The 14,979-nt window shown below is 61.1% G+C and carries 20 protein-coding genes; all 20 read left to right on the top strand.

Annotated elements, in window-relative coordinates; genetic code table 11:
* The first annotated feature begins 105 nt into the window (after positions 1-105).
* The 20 genes from traV to traH all read left to right on the top strand — a co-directional run bounded on the left by traV (position 106) and on the right by traH (position 14,947).
* On the top strand, positions 106-642 hold the full coding sequence (gene traV, locus F3J36_RS19760; protein WP_166720361.1) for a type IV conjugative transfer system lipoprotein TraV: 537 nt from the start codon (positions 106-108) through the stop codon (positions 640-642).
* The gene (locus F3J36_RS19755) at positions 642-872 is read left to right on the top strand and encodes a hypothetical protein (RefSeq protein ID WP_166720360.1); all 231 of its coding nucleotides are present in this window, start codon (positions 642-644) and stop codon (positions 870-872) included. The genes traV and F3J36_RS19755 overlap by 1 nt, the downstream gene beginning before the upstream one ends.
* Positions 862-3,507: a type IV secretion system protein TraC gene (gene traC, locus F3J36_RS19750; RefSeq protein WP_127835203.1), complete on the top strand. Its 2,646-nt coding sequence runs from the start codon at positions 862-864 to the stop codon at positions 3,505-3,507. The genes F3J36_RS19755 and traC overlap by 11 nt, the downstream gene beginning before the upstream one ends.
* 15 nt (positions 3,508-3,522) lie before the next feature.
* Entirely contained in the window at positions 3,523-3,969 is a 447-nt protein-coding gene (trbI, locus tag F3J36_RS19745) for a type-F conjugative transfer system protein TrbI (RefSeq protein ID WP_166720359.1), read from the top strand.
* Entirely contained in the window at positions 3,966-4,589 is a 624-nt protein-coding gene (traW, locus tag F3J36_RS19740) for a type-F conjugative transfer system protein TraW (protein WP_127835201.1), read from the top strand. Before trbI ends, traW begins: the two co-directional genes overlap by 4 nt.
* Entirely contained in the window at positions 4,586-4,870 is a 285-nt protein-coding gene (locus F3J36_RS19735) for a hypothetical protein (RefSeq protein ID WP_127835200.1), read from the top strand. The genes traW and F3J36_RS19735 overlap by 4 nt, the downstream gene beginning before the upstream one ends.
* A 49-nt stretch (positions 4,871-4,919) precedes the next feature.
* Positions 4,920-5,558: a hypothetical protein gene (locus tag F3J36_RS19730; RefSeq protein WP_166720358.1), complete on the top strand. Its 639-nt coding sequence runs from the start codon at positions 4,920-4,922 to the stop codon at positions 5,556-5,558.
* A 10-nt stretch (positions 5,559-5,568) separates the two neighbouring features.
* Positions 5,569-6,252 carry a hypothetical protein gene (locus F3J36_RS19725; RefSeq protein WP_127835198.1) on the top strand — a complete coding sequence of 228 codons (684 nt, stop codon included), beginning with the start codon at positions 5,569-5,571 and terminating at the stop codon, positions 6,250-6,252.
* A 40-nt stretch (positions 6,253-6,292) separates the two neighbouring features.
* A complete protein-coding gene (locus F3J36_RS19720; RefSeq protein ID WP_166720357.1) occupies positions 6,293-6,580 on the top strand; it encodes a hypothetical protein in 288 nt (95 codons plus the stop codon).
* 146 nt (positions 6,581-6,726) lie between these two features.
* On the top strand, positions 6,727-7,068 hold the full coding sequence (locus F3J36_RS19715) for a hypothetical protein (protein ID WP_166720356.1): 342 nt from the start codon (positions 6,727-6,729) through the stop codon (positions 7,066-7,068).
* On the top strand, positions 7,065-8,057 hold the full coding sequence (gene traU, locus F3J36_RS19710; RefSeq protein WP_088518085.1) for a conjugal transfer pilus assembly protein TraU: 993 nt from the start codon (positions 7,065-7,067) through the stop codon (positions 8,055-8,057). The genes F3J36_RS19715 and traU overlap by 4 nt, the downstream gene beginning before the upstream one ends.
* Positions 8,058-8,067: 10 nt before the next feature.
* Positions 8,068-8,694, top strand: a complete 627-nt coding sequence (gene trbC / locus F3J36_RS19705) for a type-F conjugative transfer system pilin assembly protein TrbC (RefSeq protein WP_127835195.1) — start codon at positions 8,068-8,070, stop codon at positions 8,692-8,694.
* Complete coding sequence (gene traN / locus F3J36_RS19700; protein ID WP_166720355.1) at positions 8,691-10,559, top strand: type-F conjugative transfer system mating-pair stabilization protein TraN; 1,869 nt, start codon at positions 8,691-8,693, stop codon at positions 10,557-10,559. Before trbC ends, traN begins: the two co-directional genes overlap by 4 nt.
* Positions 10,556-11,353 (top strand): type-F conjugative transfer system pilin assembly protein TraF, encoded by a 798-nt coding sequence (gene traF, locus F3J36_RS19695; protein ID WP_127835194.1) that lies wholly within the window; start codon positions 10,556-10,558, stop codon positions 11,351-11,353. Before traN ends, traF begins: the two co-directional genes overlap by 4 nt.
* 7 nt (positions 11,354-11,360) lie before the next feature.
* Positions 11,361-11,780, top strand: coding sequence for a hypothetical protein (locus tag F3J36_RS19690; protein WP_247653214.1), 420 nt, complete (start codon positions 11,361-11,363; stop codon positions 11,778-11,780).
* A gap of 49 nt (positions 11,781-11,829) precedes the next feature.
* Entirely contained in the window at positions 11,830-12,042 is a 213-nt protein-coding gene (locus F3J36_RS19685) for a hypothetical protein (RefSeq protein WP_166720354.1), read from the top strand.
* Positions 12,032-12,655 carry an F-type conjugal transfer protein TrbB gene (gene trbB, locus F3J36_RS19680; RefSeq protein WP_166720353.1) on the top strand — a complete coding sequence of 208 codons (624 nt, stop codon included), beginning with the start codon at positions 12,032-12,034 and terminating at the stop codon, positions 12,653-12,655. The genes F3J36_RS19685 and trbB overlap by 11 nt, the downstream gene beginning before the upstream one ends.
* 32 nt (positions 12,656-12,687) lie before the next feature.
* Positions 12,688-12,987 carry a hypothetical protein gene (locus F3J36_RS19675; RefSeq protein ID WP_104189783.1) on the top strand — a complete coding sequence of 100 codons (300 nt, stop codon included), beginning with the start codon at positions 12,688-12,690 and terminating at the stop codon, positions 12,985-12,987.
* Positions 12,988-12,998: 11 nt separating this feature from the next.
* The gene (locus F3J36_RS19670; protein WP_166720352.1) at positions 12,999-13,514 is read left to right on the top strand and encodes an ATP-binding protein; all 516 of its coding nucleotides are present in this window, start codon (positions 12,999-13,001) and stop codon (positions 13,512-13,514) included.
* A 65-nt stretch (positions 13,515-13,579) separates the two neighbouring features.
* Positions 13,580-14,947, top strand: coding sequence for a conjugal transfer pilus assembly protein TraH (traH, locus tag F3J36_RS19665; protein WP_166720351.1), 1,368 nt, complete (start codon positions 13,580-13,582; stop codon positions 14,945-14,947).
* The last annotated feature ends 32 nt before the right edge of the window (positions 14,948-14,979 follow it).

Below are 14,979 nucleotides of genomic sequence, written 5' to 3'. Positions count from 1 at the left end.
TCGCGAATTTTTGTGCCTTCACCAGGGCAACCCGCACCATTCGTTTAACCCACACCACTCACTTTTAATACCGCTGCGGCCAGGCCGCCACTGAGGATACCCCCCATGCAAAAACTTTTTGCGTGCGCACTGCTGTGCGCGGCGCTGACCGGCTGCGCCGGCATGAACTCTGACTTTGACTGTAACAAAACCGCCACGGACCAGTGCCTGTCGATGTCTGACGCCAGCAAACTGGCATCAAAAGGCAAAAGCCTCGACGATCTGACCGCGCAGAAGGAGGCCGGCCCAAAGCCTGCCGCTGAGGCGCTGGCGACGCCCGGCAATGTGAAGCCCGCCGTTAATCCTTACCGCCCCGTGAGCGTGGCGACGCTGACTCCCCGTCCTGTCTCCGGGCAGGCGCTGAGCGCAGACAGTCTCCGTGCATCCACGGTGCCGGTTCGCGCAGCAACACCGGTGGTGCCGGGTGATTACAGCGGGCCGGGACAGGTAGACGCCCGCCGCATTCCTGATGCGACGCAGCGCCTGTGGATCGCGCCGTGGGTCGACGAGCAGGACAGCTTCCATCAGCCCGCCGTGGTGGAGTTCGTTAAGCAGAAATCACGCTGGGACGAAGATTTCCGGGTTATCAGCGAGGGGGAGTAATGAAAAAACGCTTTTCTTTCCGTTTCGCGCATGAGCAGCGGGTGCCCGCATCGTCTGCGGCCGCGCTGCATCACCGGGTCTGGCCCGGTATCAGTCTGCTGCAGGCCGATGTTTCATCGGGGCATATTTTCATCTGCGCCGACACCGGCGCGGGTAAAAGCTTCCTGCTACAGGACGTGATGAACACCATGCTACGCGCACCTTACACAGGAGGTCAGCATGCTCAGTAACGTTATCGATCACCTCGCCGGCATTCTCAGCAGCAGCCGGGACGAGGGCGGCGCAAAGCTTGCCCGCCAGAAGCTGCGGGAAAGCTTCAGCTATCCTTCACTGACCAGCCTGCTGCCGTGGCGCGAGTTCGACGAGAAATCTGAACTCTTCATTAATACCCGCTCGGTAGGCTTTATGCTGGAGGTGGCACCGCTCGCCGGCGCAAACCAGCAGGTAGTGCAGGCGCTGGACGATCTGCTGCGCAAAAAGCTCCCGCGCAGGACGCCGGTCACGGTGCTGATGGTGGCCAGCAAGTGCGTGGGCGACATGCTGGAGAACGGGCTGAGCCGCGACATGTGGAAGGGCGACATGGCACCGCGACTGAACGCCATTACCAAAGCCTTCTGGGAGCGGTCGGCGCTGAAGGGGCTGGCCAACGAGCGCGAATATCCACTCTACCTGCGCAACTATCGCGTGTTCCTGGTGTATGCGCACCCCGGAACCGGCGGTATTAAGTCAATGGATGCGGTGGCGCAGGTGCGCGAAACGCTGCGTGTCTCGATGCTGGCCGCGCACATGGACACGCGCCGCGTGGGGCCGTCGGAGTTTCTGTCCGTCATCCGCGAGCAGCTGAACTACCGCCCCGGTCAGGTCAGTACGGCCAGCGAGCACTGGAACCCGGAGCAGGAGCTGCACCGTCAGTGCGTGGACACCAGTACAGAAATGGAGGTGCACCCGGATTATCTGCGGCTGACCACCTCCACAAAAGCCGGTGACAGAGCCGTAGAGGAGGGCGCTGCGTCCACGGTGGCCAGCACGCGCATCGTGAACATGCAGCTGACTAAGGTGCCGAAGCAGTTTGCGCTCTGGCAGGCGTCCGACAACCTGCAGAACATGCGCTTCCCTGATCTCGGCATCCCCTGTCCGTTTATCCTGAGCTGGACTGTTTGCGTGGAAGAACAGGTCAGCAGCCAGAACGAGGCGTTCCGTAAGGAGCAGGACATGGGCAAGAAGGCCAACTCCTCCTACGGCAAGCTGTTCCCCAACACGCAGCGCACCTACGAGGAGTGGCGCGACCTGCGCATGGGGCTTGCCAGCAACGAAATTGCCATGTGCAGCTTCAACCTTAACCTCACGCTGTTCACGCCCGACAGTGACAGCGGGCAGCAGCGCTGTGAGCTCTCGGCCATCAACGTGTTCCGCAAAAATGACCTGGAGATGTCCGCACCCCGCTATCAGCAGTTGCGCAACTGGCTGACCTCGCTGCCGTTCCTGATGCAGGAGGGGCTGTGGGACGACATGAAGCACATGAACGCCACGCTGCGCTGCAAAAGCTTTAACGCCGTGAACCTGATGCCGGTAGTTGCCGAGCGCCAGATGGCGGCGTCCGGCAGCCCGCTGCCGACCTACCGCAACGCGCTGGCCTTTTTTGACATGTTCAGCGAGAGCAACGGTGCCACCAACTTTAACATTGCGGTGACCGGCACCACCGGCGCGGGCAAGAGCTTTTTTATTCAGGAGATTCTGCGACAGGTGCTGAATGCTGGCGGCTTCGGCTGGGTTATCGATATGGGGGGCAGCTATAAAAACTTCTGCCGGCAGGCGGGCGGTTCGTATCTGGACGGCGCGACGCTGCGCTTTAACCCGTTTGCCAACGTGCGGGACATTAAAGAGTCGGCGGAGGGCATTCAGGGGTTACTTACCGTGCTGGCCAGCCCCAACGAGCCGCTGGATAAGGTCAGCGAAACCATCCTGCTTAAAGGCGTGGTGGCGGCATATGAGGCGAAACAGAACCGGGCGCGCATCGATGATGTGGTGCACTACATGACGTCTGCAGAAGTCAGGGAGGCGTACGGCGAACAGCCCACCATTATGAACCGCATCAACGAGCTGGTGCTGCTGCTGGACCGCTGGTGCACGTGGGGGGCGAACGGCGATTACTTTAACTCGGATAACCCGACGCTCGACGGCGATACCCGCTTTGCGGTGCTGGAGCTGCTGAGCCTGGAAAACCAGCCGCACCTGCTGTCCGCCATCCTGTACTCGCTGATCCTGGCGATTCAGGAAAAGATGTACCACTCGCCGCGCAGCCTCAAGAAGGTGGCCATCATTGACGAGGCCTGGCGACTGTTCAGCGGCTCCAACCCGCATGCGGCACGCTTTATCGAAACCGGCTACCGCACGGTGCGCCGTCACCGCGGCGCGTTCATCACCATCACGCAGGGCATCAAAGACTTCACGGGCACCAAAGACCAGGCGGCACCGCCCGCCGCCGCCGCCGCGTGGGACTGCTCCGGTACCAAAGTCACGCTGCTGCAGGACGCCAAAGCGTTCAAAACCTACCTCAACGCCAACCCGGATCAGTTCAGCGAGGTGGAAACGCAGGTTATCCGCGGCTTCCAGCCGGCGCGCGATACCGGCTTCAGCTCGGTCATGATCTCCACGGGCGAGAACAGCTCGTTCCACCGCGTCTTTGTTGACCCGGTCACGCGCGCCATGTTCAGTACCCGCGGGGAGGACTACCAGTACATGACAGAGGCGCAGAAGGCCGGCGCAACCAGCGAGGAAGCCGCGTACCTGCTGGCCTGCGAGCCGCACATGTATCAGGCCGAGATGCAGGAACTGGAGCGCTGGGCCGGCCTGACCCCCGTATAAAAAGAGGAATCAACGATGCAGGAAGATATCCATGCCTTATCCGCTGAAGAGGGCGAAACGCCGGACGCGCAGCCATTGCGTGAGGGCGTAACCGTGAAGCACGTTTCCGGCCTGCTGCACCGTCGTAGCGTCCGGCTGGCCGCGTTTGCCGCGCTGGTCATCACGCTCAGCGCCGGCGTCAGCGCGCTGGTTGCGCAGGCCGTACAGCCCGACTACGTGGTGTTTGACATGAAGGGCACCATCGACACCTTCCGCCAGCAGACCGCGCAGTCTGCGCTGGATAAGGAGAGACTGGCGGCGCTCACGAAGCGCTTCGGCTCTGCGCTGGACGCGAGCCTGTCGGACTGGCAGGCCGCGCACGGCGGCGTCATCCTGGTGAAGGGCGCGGTGGTGGCCGGCGTCACCGACATTACGCCGGCGATTCAGGCCGATATCGCTCGCCAGATGCAGGCGACGCCATGAAGCGGCTCACCACAGCGGTTGCTCTGCTCGCCACAGCGGTTATCTGGTCCGCGCAGGCGAAAGAGCTCGGCACCATCGGCCACCTGTTTCCCATTGCCGAGCCCGACCTGCTGGCCTTTATCGGCCAGCGCCTGCAGGGCATGAAAGACAGCGGTGAGCTGGACCGGCTGCAGCGCGAGGCCGAGGCGCGGGTGAAGGCCCACGCCGTCAGGCCCGCGCCGGTGGCCGGCCTGACGCCGGCGAAAACGGACAGGGCATTCCTGTATGACCCGACCTTCACGGTGCGGGAAACCATCCGGGACATGCGCGGCAACGTCATCGCCCGGGCGGGAGACAGGGTCAACCCGCTTGATAAGGTCGCCTTCAGCGAGACGCTGTATTTCATTGATGGCGACAACCCGCAGCAGATGGCGTGGCTGAAGCCGCAGCTCGCCGGGCAGCAGAATTATAAGGTCATTCTGGTCAACGGTAACGTGCACGACAGCAGCATCGCGCTGGACGAGCCGGTGTACTTCGACCAGTACGGCACGTTAACAACAAAATTCGGCTTTGAGCACACGCCGGTGCGCATCACGCGCGCGGACAGGATGCTGAAGGTGGAGGAGGTGGCGCTGAAATGAGTCACAACGCACGGGGGCAGACGGCCCCGAAGAAGTTAAAGCGTCATGTCGCACAGGTGCGCCTCGATGACGACGACAAATCCGGGCTGCGCCGCATGACCGCCGAGTTCCCGCTGTACTCGGAGTCGATGATACTGCGCGCGGCGCTGCAGACGCTGCTGGCGTGCAGCGGAGAGGTCCGGTCGGCCATCGTACTGGCCTCACTCACCGACAAACACGTGGGGGAGGTCATGCGTCAGTACGGTATGACGATGCTGACGGGGGTGCATCATGCAGAATGAATTGCTGCCGCGACTGGTTAATGACTGGAAATCTTCAGAGGTCTCCGCCATGCAGCAGAATGCAGCGCCAGCCGTGCAGCCGGTCTGGAGCGCGCCCGCGCCTGAGCCCGCGTGTCGCGCGGAAATTTCCCTTTCGCCGGCGAGTATTCGTGCACTCGGTGACCTGACGGATCATCTGCCCGCGGTCGGTTTATTCCTTATGCTGCTGGTGCTGTCCGTTGTGATGGTTCGTCTGGGCAGGGTTTTCCCTGCAAAGCAGGCGGGTCGGACTGATGCATTCAGCGTTCGCCACGGAACGTCAGTTCCCGTGCCGGCGCCGTTCGGCAGTCCGGCGATGGCTGCACGTGCACTTGCGCATGAGGAAACCGCGTACTGGCAGCAGCTGCTCGCCGCTTTCGCAGCCGCTATTGAGGCGGAAGGTTACACCTTCAGCACAGATGCACGGGCAAAAGTGGCGTTACCGCACGCCGTGCGGGCCCGTGCGGGCGGGGCAATTGTGAAAGCGCGCTCGCAGCATATTACGCCGCTGCGGAGTAAAGCGGCGCTGGAAGATTTGCAGCTGCAGGCGGCGGAGGACGGTTACGCGGGCAGCTGGGCGGACTGGTGCCAGCGGGGCGCAGAGGCGGCCGGCTGGTATGTCATCAGGCGTGAGGTGGACCAGCTACCTGACGATGCGGTAACGAAGTGAGGAGCGGAATATGACGCAAACCGAAATAGGTGTTTTGTCCCTGATAGGTGTGCTGGCAGGGGGAGGGTTAATTAACCTTGTTAACTTTCTTCTTGAAAGTTCGCGTGGTCGTAAAGAGGTTCCACCTGAAGAACAGCCCCTGCGCCGGAATGACCTGGAAAACGTCGAACAGGATTATCACGCGATGCTGCAGCGCCTCGGCGTGACCGACAGATGGTTTCGTCATGCGTGGCCGCTGACGCAGATAAGCCTGATGTGGTCCGGCCCGCCCGGCTCTCTCACAAGCGGCATTCCGGCAGCGTTGCGCGCAGCTGCTGGTGAGCTTTCAAAGAACGGCGCCGGGAATTTCAGCTGTGACTGCCTCACTGAGGCGGGGGTTTCGCCAGGCCTGATGTGGCACATCGCTTCAAGAGTCACCGAAACGGAACCGTCAATTTTTATCGACGGACACAGCAGCAAAACCCGCCCGGGGGCGTGGCGGCGCGGATTTAAATACGTCCGGATGCCAGATAGTCTGGAACGCGTGGCCATCCTGCTGCAGGGCATCCGACATACCTCCGCAGAGACGCTTTCACTTTATCTGCTGGATGTCGCAGACAGGCTGGAGCGGGGAGACGCTGACGGGGTTAAGCATGATGACGACAGCGGCTGGGCCTTCCGCACGTTTGCGGCGGTAACGGGTGAAGCAGCGTAGAATACCGCCCAGACGCTGGCATAACGGTTAAGGATGAGAAATGCAGGATACACACTGGCACCGGGAACTGAACTTTACGCTGACGGACGGCATGCTGCTGGGCGTGCTGGGGCTCGTGGTGGTGACGCTGTGGTGGCGGGCGATCGCTGATTACCGTGGTCTGCGCCGCAAAGAGCGCCGTAACGCGGCCATGCAGAACGGTGACGCCGTGTTCTGGCACGCCTGGTGGCGCAGAGATCGCGTTAACGTTGTGCTGGAATTTATCATGGCCGCGATGGTGACGCTCGCGTCAGGCTGCCTGCTGATTGTTCTGCTCCCGTATTACTGAAAACCGGTAACCCTTTCCTCCCCGCGTTGCGCAGGCTGTTCGTTCCTCGCATACGCTGCGGTACGCCTCAGCCTGCACCCCGCAGGCAGGCCTGATTAACGTCTGACCCCGGCAGCCCGGCTGCCGCAACCACGGAATTTCCTCTTATGACACACCCCGCTGAAATATCGGCTCAGCCGGTCGTGCGCGATCGCTGGGGCGGCTGGACGCATCCTGCTTTTTTCCTGCCGGCAGGCGGCAGTGAGTATCCGCAGCCTGATGAATTTGATGCCTGGCTTGATGAACATAATCTGCAGTCGGCGACGACCTGGATGGAAAACGACGTGCCTGAATGGATGATGGATGTTTTCCGGAAAACCGGTAACTGCAGTCAGTGGCAGCCTTCCGGACCCCCTGGCGGGGGCTGGTTTACCGGCAGCATCCACGATACGGATGAAGGCCCGGTGTGCGTCTGGCTGCGGCGAAAGGCGGAGGCACAGGACGCATGAAGCGCTTTCTCCTCATACTGTGCCTGCTGACAGCGGGCATTATGGCAAAGCCGGTGATGGCGGCAACCAGCAACGCCGGCGACGGCCGCTGGGTGAATCCGATCAGCGACGTCTGCTGGAAGTGCCTGTTTCCCATGACGCTCGGCAGCATTCAGCTGGCATCCGGCGCGCACCCTGATACACCCAATCCCGCCTCGCCCATCCAGCTTTGCCCATACGGCATTTTTTACCGGCTGGGGCTGGCCATCGGCTTCTGGGAGCCGCTGGCCATGACGGACGTCACGCGTGAGCCCGGCGTCATGGTGAACATGGGTGGTTTTAAAATTGATTTGGGGCGAACCGGCACCGGGCGTGGCGGACAGAGTGATTCGCCCTCGCCCGGGAGCTTCTATCACGTGCACTGGTACAAGTATCCGCTGATTTTCTGGCTGAACATTATTACCAGTGAAGGCTGCATGCAGACCGGTGATATGGACATTGCCTACCTGTCTGAAGTGGACCCGCTCTGGAACGACAGCACGCTTGCCATGATCCTGAATCCGGAAGTGGCGCTCTTCAGTAACCTGCTGGCGCAGGGCGCCTGCGCGGCTGACTCAATAGCTTCTACCGCGGGCATGCCGCTGGACCCGCTGTTCTGGTGCGCCGGTGCACAGGGCTCGATGTATCCGTTCACGGGCTATACCAGCAACGAGTTTTCTCCGCTGGAGGCTTCGCTGCTGGTCAGCGAACGCATGGCGTTCAAGCTGCATCGCGAGGGCCTGGTCATGGAGACGGTCGGGGCGGACGTGGCGGTGTGCTACGAATATCCATCCCCGATCATCCCCAAGTCCCGATGGCGGTATCAGATGGTGAACATGTACCCCGAACCTTCGGACTGCCACCCGTTCGGCACGACCACGCAACTGTGGGGCAGCACGCACAACACGCCCGCATCAAAGAAAAACTTCGGCTACCTGATGTGGCGAAAGCGCAACTGCGTATACCTGTAAAGGAATGACCATGAAAACCTTACTCATTACGGCGCTGACCTTCAGCGCCATTCTGCTTTGCGCGGACGCGGGCGCAGCTGATCAGCCAGCGATTGCCGGCGACGATATGGCGTATATGAAACAGCAGCAGCGCGATCTCGCGCTGTTTAAAAGTCAGCTGCAGGGCATGAACATCACCCTGCCTGACGTGCAACAGGGGCGGGTTGCGCAAATGCAGAATGAGATAGCCGCCGGACAGGCGGATCAGAACAGCGCTACCCGTCAGACCCCGCGCGCGGTGTATTTCGTGAGCCTGGGCATTCCGGAAGAGGGACTGCTGCCGATGCTCTCTGATGCCCGCCGTTTCGGCATTCCCGCAACCCTGCGCGGGCTGCTGAACAACGACTTTCGCCAGACCGCAGAGAAGATGTTTGAACTGTCGAAGAAGGACAAGCAGGCGGGCGTGCAGATTGACCCTACCCTGTTTCAGCAGTACGGCATTAAAGCGGTGCCTGCACTGGTTGTGACCTGCGGTGGCAAATTTGACGTGCTGTACGGCAGCCTGCCGGTGCAGCAGGCTCTGGAGGAGGTCAGGCAGCGCGGTGACTGTTCAGCCACGGCGGCGCAGCTGCTACAGAGTGCGGAGGGCGCGCGATGAAGCGACTGCTACTCATCCTGCTGCTGTTCTCAGTCGCCGGGGCCCGTGCTGACGACGTCAGCGATGCTTATAACGCCGGTGCGGGGTATGCCGGCTCGAACAAAGGTCAGGGAACATCGGCAGCAAAAGGCACAGACCCGGCGTCCGTTATCCCGGGCTACACGTCAAGCCCATCGCAAAGCGGCTACTATGGCGGGGTGCAGGGCGGAGATGGCGGCATCAGCGACAAGGGCCAGACCGAACTCAGCCAGAACGAGGCCGGGCAGGCAATATCCGACTCGTCCACGAAGAACCCGGCGGTGACCATCGACCCGAACGCCGACTTTATCCAGAACGGCAAAAACGCCGAGGCGAACAGCGGCTCCATCGTGGACGGCACGAACCAGCAGTGCACCACCAAAGTGGTGTCAAAGTCGGTGTTTGAGAACTACAGCTGCGACCGGGACGTGGCACAGGTGCAGACGTGTGCACGGACCGGAAGCATTCAGGTCACAGGATCAAAGGAGTATTACAACACTGAACTGGTGCTTGATTCCCACAATTCAACAGCAGTAATCCTGGATGATTACTGGGTACGTTTTGACTTTACCGTGCCGGATGACGGAGTAGTCAGCACTGGTACATGGGATTTCCGCTATCCCAGAAGTCCAAATTATCACGGTTCGGATGGCAATCGTCTTTGGTACACGATGAAAGCCTTCGACCTCACGGTTGATCATATCCAGCTAAATAATGGCGGGCAGGCCGCGATCACACCGCAGCGCGTAACAAAAGGCCAGACAGTCTCATTATACATTCACTACCACACGGACGGTCACTACAGTGAAGGGCGTGACGGAATCATTAAGAACGCCCGGGATGGCACGTTTGTCATGAAAATGACCTTTCCCTTAACTGCCGAACGTGACACGACCAGCTCACAGGTTGTCTGGAGTGAGTCCTGCGGCTTCGATAAATCAAAGGCTACCGGCACGGCAGGTACGGTGTGTACCGACCCGGGCGGGAGCCGGACGGTAAATCAGAACGGCAAAGACTATACGCAGAGCGCCTCCTGCTGGCAGTACTCGGACGCATATATCGTGCCGGTCAGCTCAACCGGCAACTGCAGCACGCTGATGGCCAACAAAAACTGCACGGTCTCAGCCCGCAGCTGTACTCAGAAAGAAGGCGGCACCTGCCTGCACGAGCAGGACACTTACCAGTGCCAGACCACCTACAGCTCAGAAGGGCTGCTGTGCGGCGGTCAGTACTTCTGCCGTACCGGTGACTGCAGCGGAACCGACGGCGCCGGCGACAGCGGCTTTGATACCGCGGTGGCGAAGCTTGCCGGCCTGGCCTCGGCCGGCGATGACGTCAAAGTCGATCAGGTAAACGTGAAGGCGTTCACCGGTCAGGCGCTCTACTGTCGCAAGGCAATGGCGGGCTTTTCCAACTGCTGCGTCGATACCGGCTGGGGCAACAGCGCCGGGCTTGCCAACTGCAACAGCGATGAGATGGCCATCGGCAAGGCGAAAGCCAAAAAGGTCACGGTGCTGGTCGGTGAAGCCTGCAACCGGTCGGTGCTCGGCGTATGCGTGCAGAAGAAGCAGGCCTACTGCGTATTCGGCGGCAAGCTTGCCCGTATCATTCAGGAGCAGGGGCGCCGCGACCAGCTGCACGTGAGCTTCGGCAGCGGTGACTCCCCCAACTGCCGCGGCATCACGGTGCCCGAGCTGCAGGCCATCAACTTCGACCTGATTAACTTCCAGGACTTCTACAGCGACCTCATGGCCAACCAGAAAATTCCTGACTCCGCCACGATGGTGAAGCAGGCGAAAGATCGCATCGCCGCGCAGGTGCAGGCGCAGACCGGAGGAAAAAAATGAAGCAGATAGTGCTTGCCTGCCTGCTGATGGCGGGCGCCTGTCAGGCTCTCGCGGACGATGCACCGTCAGCTGATGCGGTCGTGACGCCCGCAGAGCCGTTCACCGGCTGGCACTGGTACAACGAGCCGAAGAAAAAACCCGATCCCCCTGCGCCGAAGCCTCAGCCCGCGCCGCAGGTGCCGGACTTCAGCCGGCTGTCACCCAGCGAGCAGGCTGACGTGCTGAAAGGCTACACGAAGGAGGCGCTGAACAACGCCATCCTGCATCCGTCGGCGGAGAATACGGCTACCTTCCTGCGCTGGCAGAAGTTCTGGACCGACCGGGCCTCGATGTTCAGCCAGTCGTTCGCGGTGGCGCAGCTTGACCATCCGGATCTCGATTACAACCTGGAACACCCGCACTACAACAGCACCGCGCCGCTGCAGCAGGCACGCGATCAAGCCGAGCAGACGCAGGCTATCAGCGAACTCGCCGGGCAGTATGGCCTGTTCTACTTCTACCGGGGAGGGGACCCGATAGACGCGCAGATGGCGGGCGTGGTGGCGGACTTTGCCCGCCTGCGTCACGTCTCGCTGATACCGGTGAGCGTGGACGGCACGGTGTCGCCGCAGGTGCCTGACAGCCGTCAGGACGCGGGACAAAGCGCGCGCATGGGCATTACCCACTTCCCGGCGCTGTTCCTGGTCGACCCGAAGTCAAAAAGCTTCCGCCCGCTCGCCTACGGTTTCATGACGCAGGATGACCTGGCGAAGCGCTTCCTTAACGTGGCCACCGGCTTTAAACCTAACTTCTGAGGAGTTCATGATGCTGACGCTATCACCCGTCTGGCACGGGCGGCTGCGCGCTGCCCGTGGCCTGACGAACCTGCTGATGCAGACGCTGGTTATCCACCCGGCGCTACTGTTCTTCCTGCTGTTTCTGCTGTCCGCACATCAGCACGCCGGCGGCGCCGGGCAGATGCTGCTTGATGAGGCCGAAAAGCTGGTTCGCGACGCGCCGGCGGGGCAGGTGTGGGGCTGTGTATCACAGGCGAGGCCTCTGACGACGTTCCCGCCCGCTCCACTGTCAGTGCTTCGTGAAGAAGCCCCTGTTCCGGATGCGTTAAAACCTGACCCCACGCCCGTGATGTGTGACAAGGCGGCGGTCAGCCGCGAGGCGTGGGCTGCTGAGGCCGGCAGCACGCTGCTGTTGCTCTACATGCAGTGGTGCTTTCCGTCATAGCTAATCTGGCCGTGTGGCACCTGCGCCGCCGCGCTAAAGGAGAACATGAATGAAACAACTACCGCTTATCGTCACGCTGTTTATGGCGGGCATTATCTTCAACTGCCTGCGCCAGCTGCTGACGTACTCCGAGAGCCTGACGTACGACGTGCTGATCGTCGTATCGGTGGCGTGTTTTGTCCTTATGGGACTGGGGATTCTCCTCGGGATCATCGCGCACCGCCGCGCGCGCAGCGGACCGGGAGGCCATCATGAGGCTTAAAATTCTGCTGGCGGCAGCGTTGCTGCTGCCGGTGCTGGGACAGGCTTCGGTGGCCGACGAAATCGCCGCGCTGGAGCAGGCAAAGGCGCAGCAGGGGGCTCAGCTGCCAGACTTCGGGCTGCCGGGTAACCTGCCTGCCCGAACAGCGCCGGCGAAGCCACCGAATCTGATGCCCCTGACCGACGGCCGGCGCGTAAATCTCAACGACTACGCGGTGGTGGTGTTCATGCAGCGCGGCTGCCAGTACAGCGCGAAGTTTGATCCAAAACTGAAGGCGTGGGCGGATGAAACCGGCATAAAAGTGTATCCGTATACGCTTGACGGCTACGGCGACACGTCCTTCCCGGTGGCGCTCATTCCGCGTAAAGCCGGGCCGAACGAGCCCATCGCCGGCGAGATCCTGACGTTCTTCGGCAACGGTCTGCCCATCGCGACGCCGACCACCTTTATGGTCAACGTGAATACCAACATGGCTTATCCGCTTTATCAGGGCGACACCGACATAGGTACGGTAAGCCAGCGCCTCGCGCAGATGATCGAGGCCGACATTGACCACCTGCCGCCCGACACGCTGGGCCCGGTACCGAGCAGCGCCTCGCTGACCCCGCAGTAACGCACGCGGCCCCATCGCATACGGAAAAAAGCATGACGGAACAACCTTTTACGCTCTCGCGAACCGAGACGGCGCTGCTACTCGTCTGCGCCTCAATGCTGGCGGCTGCCGGGATTTACGCCTGGCTTGCCTGCGACCTTGCCCGCCTGCCCGCCAGTGTCGCTTACGGCACCGATGCGCTGCTGCTGAGCGGGCTGCAGCTCTACCCGCTGCTGTTTCTGTTTGCCCTTGCCGGCGGCTTTGGCTGCGGCGCGCTGGTCAGCATCACGCTGCGCCGGCACGGATTCATGACTGACCGCGGCCCTTACCGCCCCGGCACGCACCTTCACTGAGACTGACTGAAATGAAAAAAAACCTGCATACCCTTTTCAGGGCCCTTACGCCGGAAAAAATGCTGCAGCTGAACGTGGAAGAACATGCCAGGGTGCTGACTAAACTCTGGCGCACGCGTGGTGGGCACGTTTACGTGCAGGGTACGACCGGAACCGGCAAGTCAGCCGTTGCCCATAATCTGGCCACAAAGCTTAAAGCGGACTGGTTCTGTTACGAGCTGCTGTCGCCGGAAGAGTTTAAAGCAGAACGGGATGACATCATCGCGCGGCTGGTCGCCAGCAGGAAAAAGGTCCTCATCCTCGATGGCTTTTTTCCGCAGCATGCAGGCCGCGCGTTCAGCGCGCTGCTCACCGAACTACGGGATAAGGGCGTCAGCCTGTTTATCTTCTCGCAGGAATCCCTTGTCCCGGCCAATCCGGCACGGCGTGGAGAGCTGTCTGTCGACCCGGGAGCCTTCACGACGATCGCTGCGTTTCGTTACGCCAGCCAGGCCCGCCATTCCATGACGTTGCATCAGGCTGAATAACTGCAGCCTGTTTATCTCATTCAGTGCGGGCAGTTCATTCTTTTCCCGCTACGGAGTTCTGACACATGAAATTCAGGCAGTTCTTTCTGGCCGCCGCCACGGCGATGGTCATCAGCAGCCCGGCGCTGGCCGACGTGCAGGGCGACCTCAACGGCTACTTTGGCAGCCTCGGCTTTGACGGCAACGTCTCAAAAGCGCAGGCGTGGCAGGGGCAGGCCGCGGGCTACTTCACCGGCGGTTCGGTTTATCTGCGTAACCCCGTCAAACAGGTGCAACTCATCTCGATGCAGGTGCCCTCGCTGAATGCGGGCTGCGGCGGCATCGATGCCTACCTCGGGGCGTTTTCCTTTATCAACGGCGCCGAGCTGCAGCGGTTCGTGAAGCAGATTATGAGTAACGCCGCCGGCTACGCCTTTGACCTCGCGCTGCAGACGATGGTGCCGGAGCTCAAGCAGGCCAAAGACTTCCTGCAGAAGCTGGCCTCGGATGTGAACTCCATGAACATGAGCTCCTGTCAGGCAGCGCAGGGCATCATCGGCGGCCTCTGGCCGGTGTCGCAGGTGTCCAATCAGAAAATCTGCCAGGACATTGCCGGCGAGAGCAACATTTTCTCTGACTGGGCGGCGTCCCGTCAGGGCTGCACGGTGGGCGGGCAGGGTGACAGCGTCACCAGTCGCGCCTCGGATAAAGATAAAGACCAGGTGCTGAAAAACAAAAACCTCATCTGGGACGCGCTGGGCCGCAATCATCTGTTCGACGGCAACCGTCAGCTGAAGGAGCTGGTGATGAGCGTGGTGGGCTCCATCATTTTCAACAAGGACGGGCAGGTTACCATCCTGACCCCGCTGGTTGATAACCGCGACATCATCACCGTGCTGATGCGCGGCGGTACCGCGAAGATTTACGGCTGCGACGAGCAGGATCTCTGCCTCGGTCCGACCGTTACCAGCGTGACGGTCAGCAGCGACGTGGCGCTGGTCACCCAGGTGCGCAACCTGATGATTTCCATCGACAGCAAGCTCAGTGCTGATACCGGCCTGTCGGACAGGGAAAAGGGCTTCATTAACACCACATCGGTGCCGGTGCTCAAGTATCTGTCCAACTCCCGCAGCATGGGCATGAGCCCGACCTACCTGATTCAGGTCGCGGACTTCATCGCGCAGGACATGATGATCCAGTATCTGCAGGAGCTGGTGAAGCAGGCGAGCCAGTCGCTGGCGGGTAAAAACTTCCCGGAGCAGGCCGCCGGCGAGCTACGTAACAACGTGATGACCGCAACCTCACTGCTGGCGCAGATGAAGCTGCAGTCGACCGCCGACCAGAATGCGCTGGACGGCATCGATCGCAACATGCAGTACCTGCAGCAGCAGGTATCGACCATTATCTCAACGTCCTATCAGGGCAACTATCAGTGGGGGACCGGCAATGACTGATTTTACGGTGCCGGACAAGATCGCAGCGTTCT

The sequence above is a fragment of the Pantoea sp. Cy-640 genome (assembly GCF_011752635.1).
GTDB classification, from domain to species: domain Bacteria; phylum Pseudomonadota; class Gammaproteobacteria; order Enterobacterales; family Enterobacteriaceae; genus Pantoea; species Pantoea dispersa.
This window is presented reverse-complemented; position numbering and strand designations above follow the sequence as displayed.

Excerpts from the sequence above, each read along its gene's own strand:
- traW (WP_127835201.1), top strand. The coding sequence starts at position 3,966 with ATGAAGCGGCTCACCACAGCGGTTGCTCTGCTCGCCACAGCGGTTATC.
- traV (WP_166720361.1), top strand. The coding sequence starts at position 106 with ATGCAAAAACTTTTTGCGTGCGCACTGCTGTGCGCGGCGCTGACCGGC.
- F3J36_RS19755 (WP_166720360.1), top strand. The coding sequence starts at position 642 with ATGAAAAAACGCTTTTCTTTCCGTTTCGCGCATGAGCAGCGGGTGCCC.
- traN (WP_166720355.1), top strand. The coding sequence starts at position 8,691 with ATGAAGCGACTGCTACTCATCCTGCTGCTGTTCTCAGTCGCCGGGGCC.
- F3J36_RS19690 (WP_247653214.1), top strand. The coding sequence starts at position 11,361 with ATGATGCTGACGCTATCACCCGTCTGGCACGGGCGGCTGCGCGCTGCC.
- trbC (WP_127835195.1), top strand. The coding sequence starts at position 8,068 with ATGAAAACCTTACTCATTACGGCGCTGACCTTCAGCGCCATTCTGCTT.
- F3J36_RS19670 (WP_166720352.1), top strand. The coding sequence starts at position 12,999 with ATGAAAAAAAACCTGCATACCCTTTTCAGGGCCCTTACGCCGGAAAAA.
- F3J36_RS19675 (WP_104189783.1), top strand. The coding sequence starts at position 12,688 with ATGACGGAACAACCTTTTACGCTCTCGCGAACCGAGACGGCGCTGCTA.
- trbI (WP_166720359.1), top strand. The coding sequence starts at position 3,523 with ATGCAGGAAGATATCCATGCCTTATCCGCTGAAGAGGGCGAAACGCCG.
- F3J36_RS19685 (WP_166720354.1), top strand. The coding sequence starts at position 11,830 with ATGAAACAACTACCGCTTATCGTCACGCTGTTTATGGCGGGCATTATC.
- trbB (WP_166720353.1), top strand. The coding sequence starts at position 12,032 with ATGAGGCTTAAAATTCTGCTGGCGGCAGCGTTGCTGCTGCCGGTGCTG.
- F3J36_RS19735 (WP_127835200.1), top strand. The coding sequence starts at position 4,586 with ATGAGTCACAACGCACGGGGGCAGACGGCCCCGAAGAAGTTAAAGCGT.
- F3J36_RS19720 (WP_166720357.1), top strand. The coding sequence starts at position 6,293 with ATGCAGGATACACACTGGCACCGGGAACTGAACTTTACGCTGACGGAC.
- F3J36_RS19715 (WP_166720356.1), top strand. The coding sequence starts at position 6,727 with ATGACACACCCCGCTGAAATATCGGCTCAGCCGGTCGTGCGCGATCGC.
- traC (WP_127835203.1), top strand. The coding sequence starts at position 862 with ATGCTCAGTAACGTTATCGATCACCTCGCCGGCATTCTCAGCAGCAGC.
- traF (WP_127835194.1), top strand. The coding sequence starts at position 10,556 with ATGAAGCAGATAGTGCTTGCCTGCCTGCTGATGGCGGGCGCCTGTCAG.
- traU (WP_088518085.1), top strand. The coding sequence starts at position 7,065 with ATGAAGCGCTTTCTCCTCATACTGTGCCTGCTGACAGCGGGCATTATG.
- traH (WP_166720351.1), top strand. The coding sequence starts at position 13,580 with ATGAAATTCAGGCAGTTCTTTCTGGCCGCCGCCACGGCGATGGTCATC.
- F3J36_RS19730 (WP_166720358.1), top strand. The coding sequence starts at position 4,920 with ATGCAGCAGAATGCAGCGCCAGCCGTGCAGCCGGTCTGGAGCGCGCCC.
- F3J36_RS19725 (WP_127835198.1), top strand. The coding sequence starts at position 5,569 with ATGACGCAAACCGAAATAGGTGTTTTGTCCCTGATAGGTGTGCTGGCA.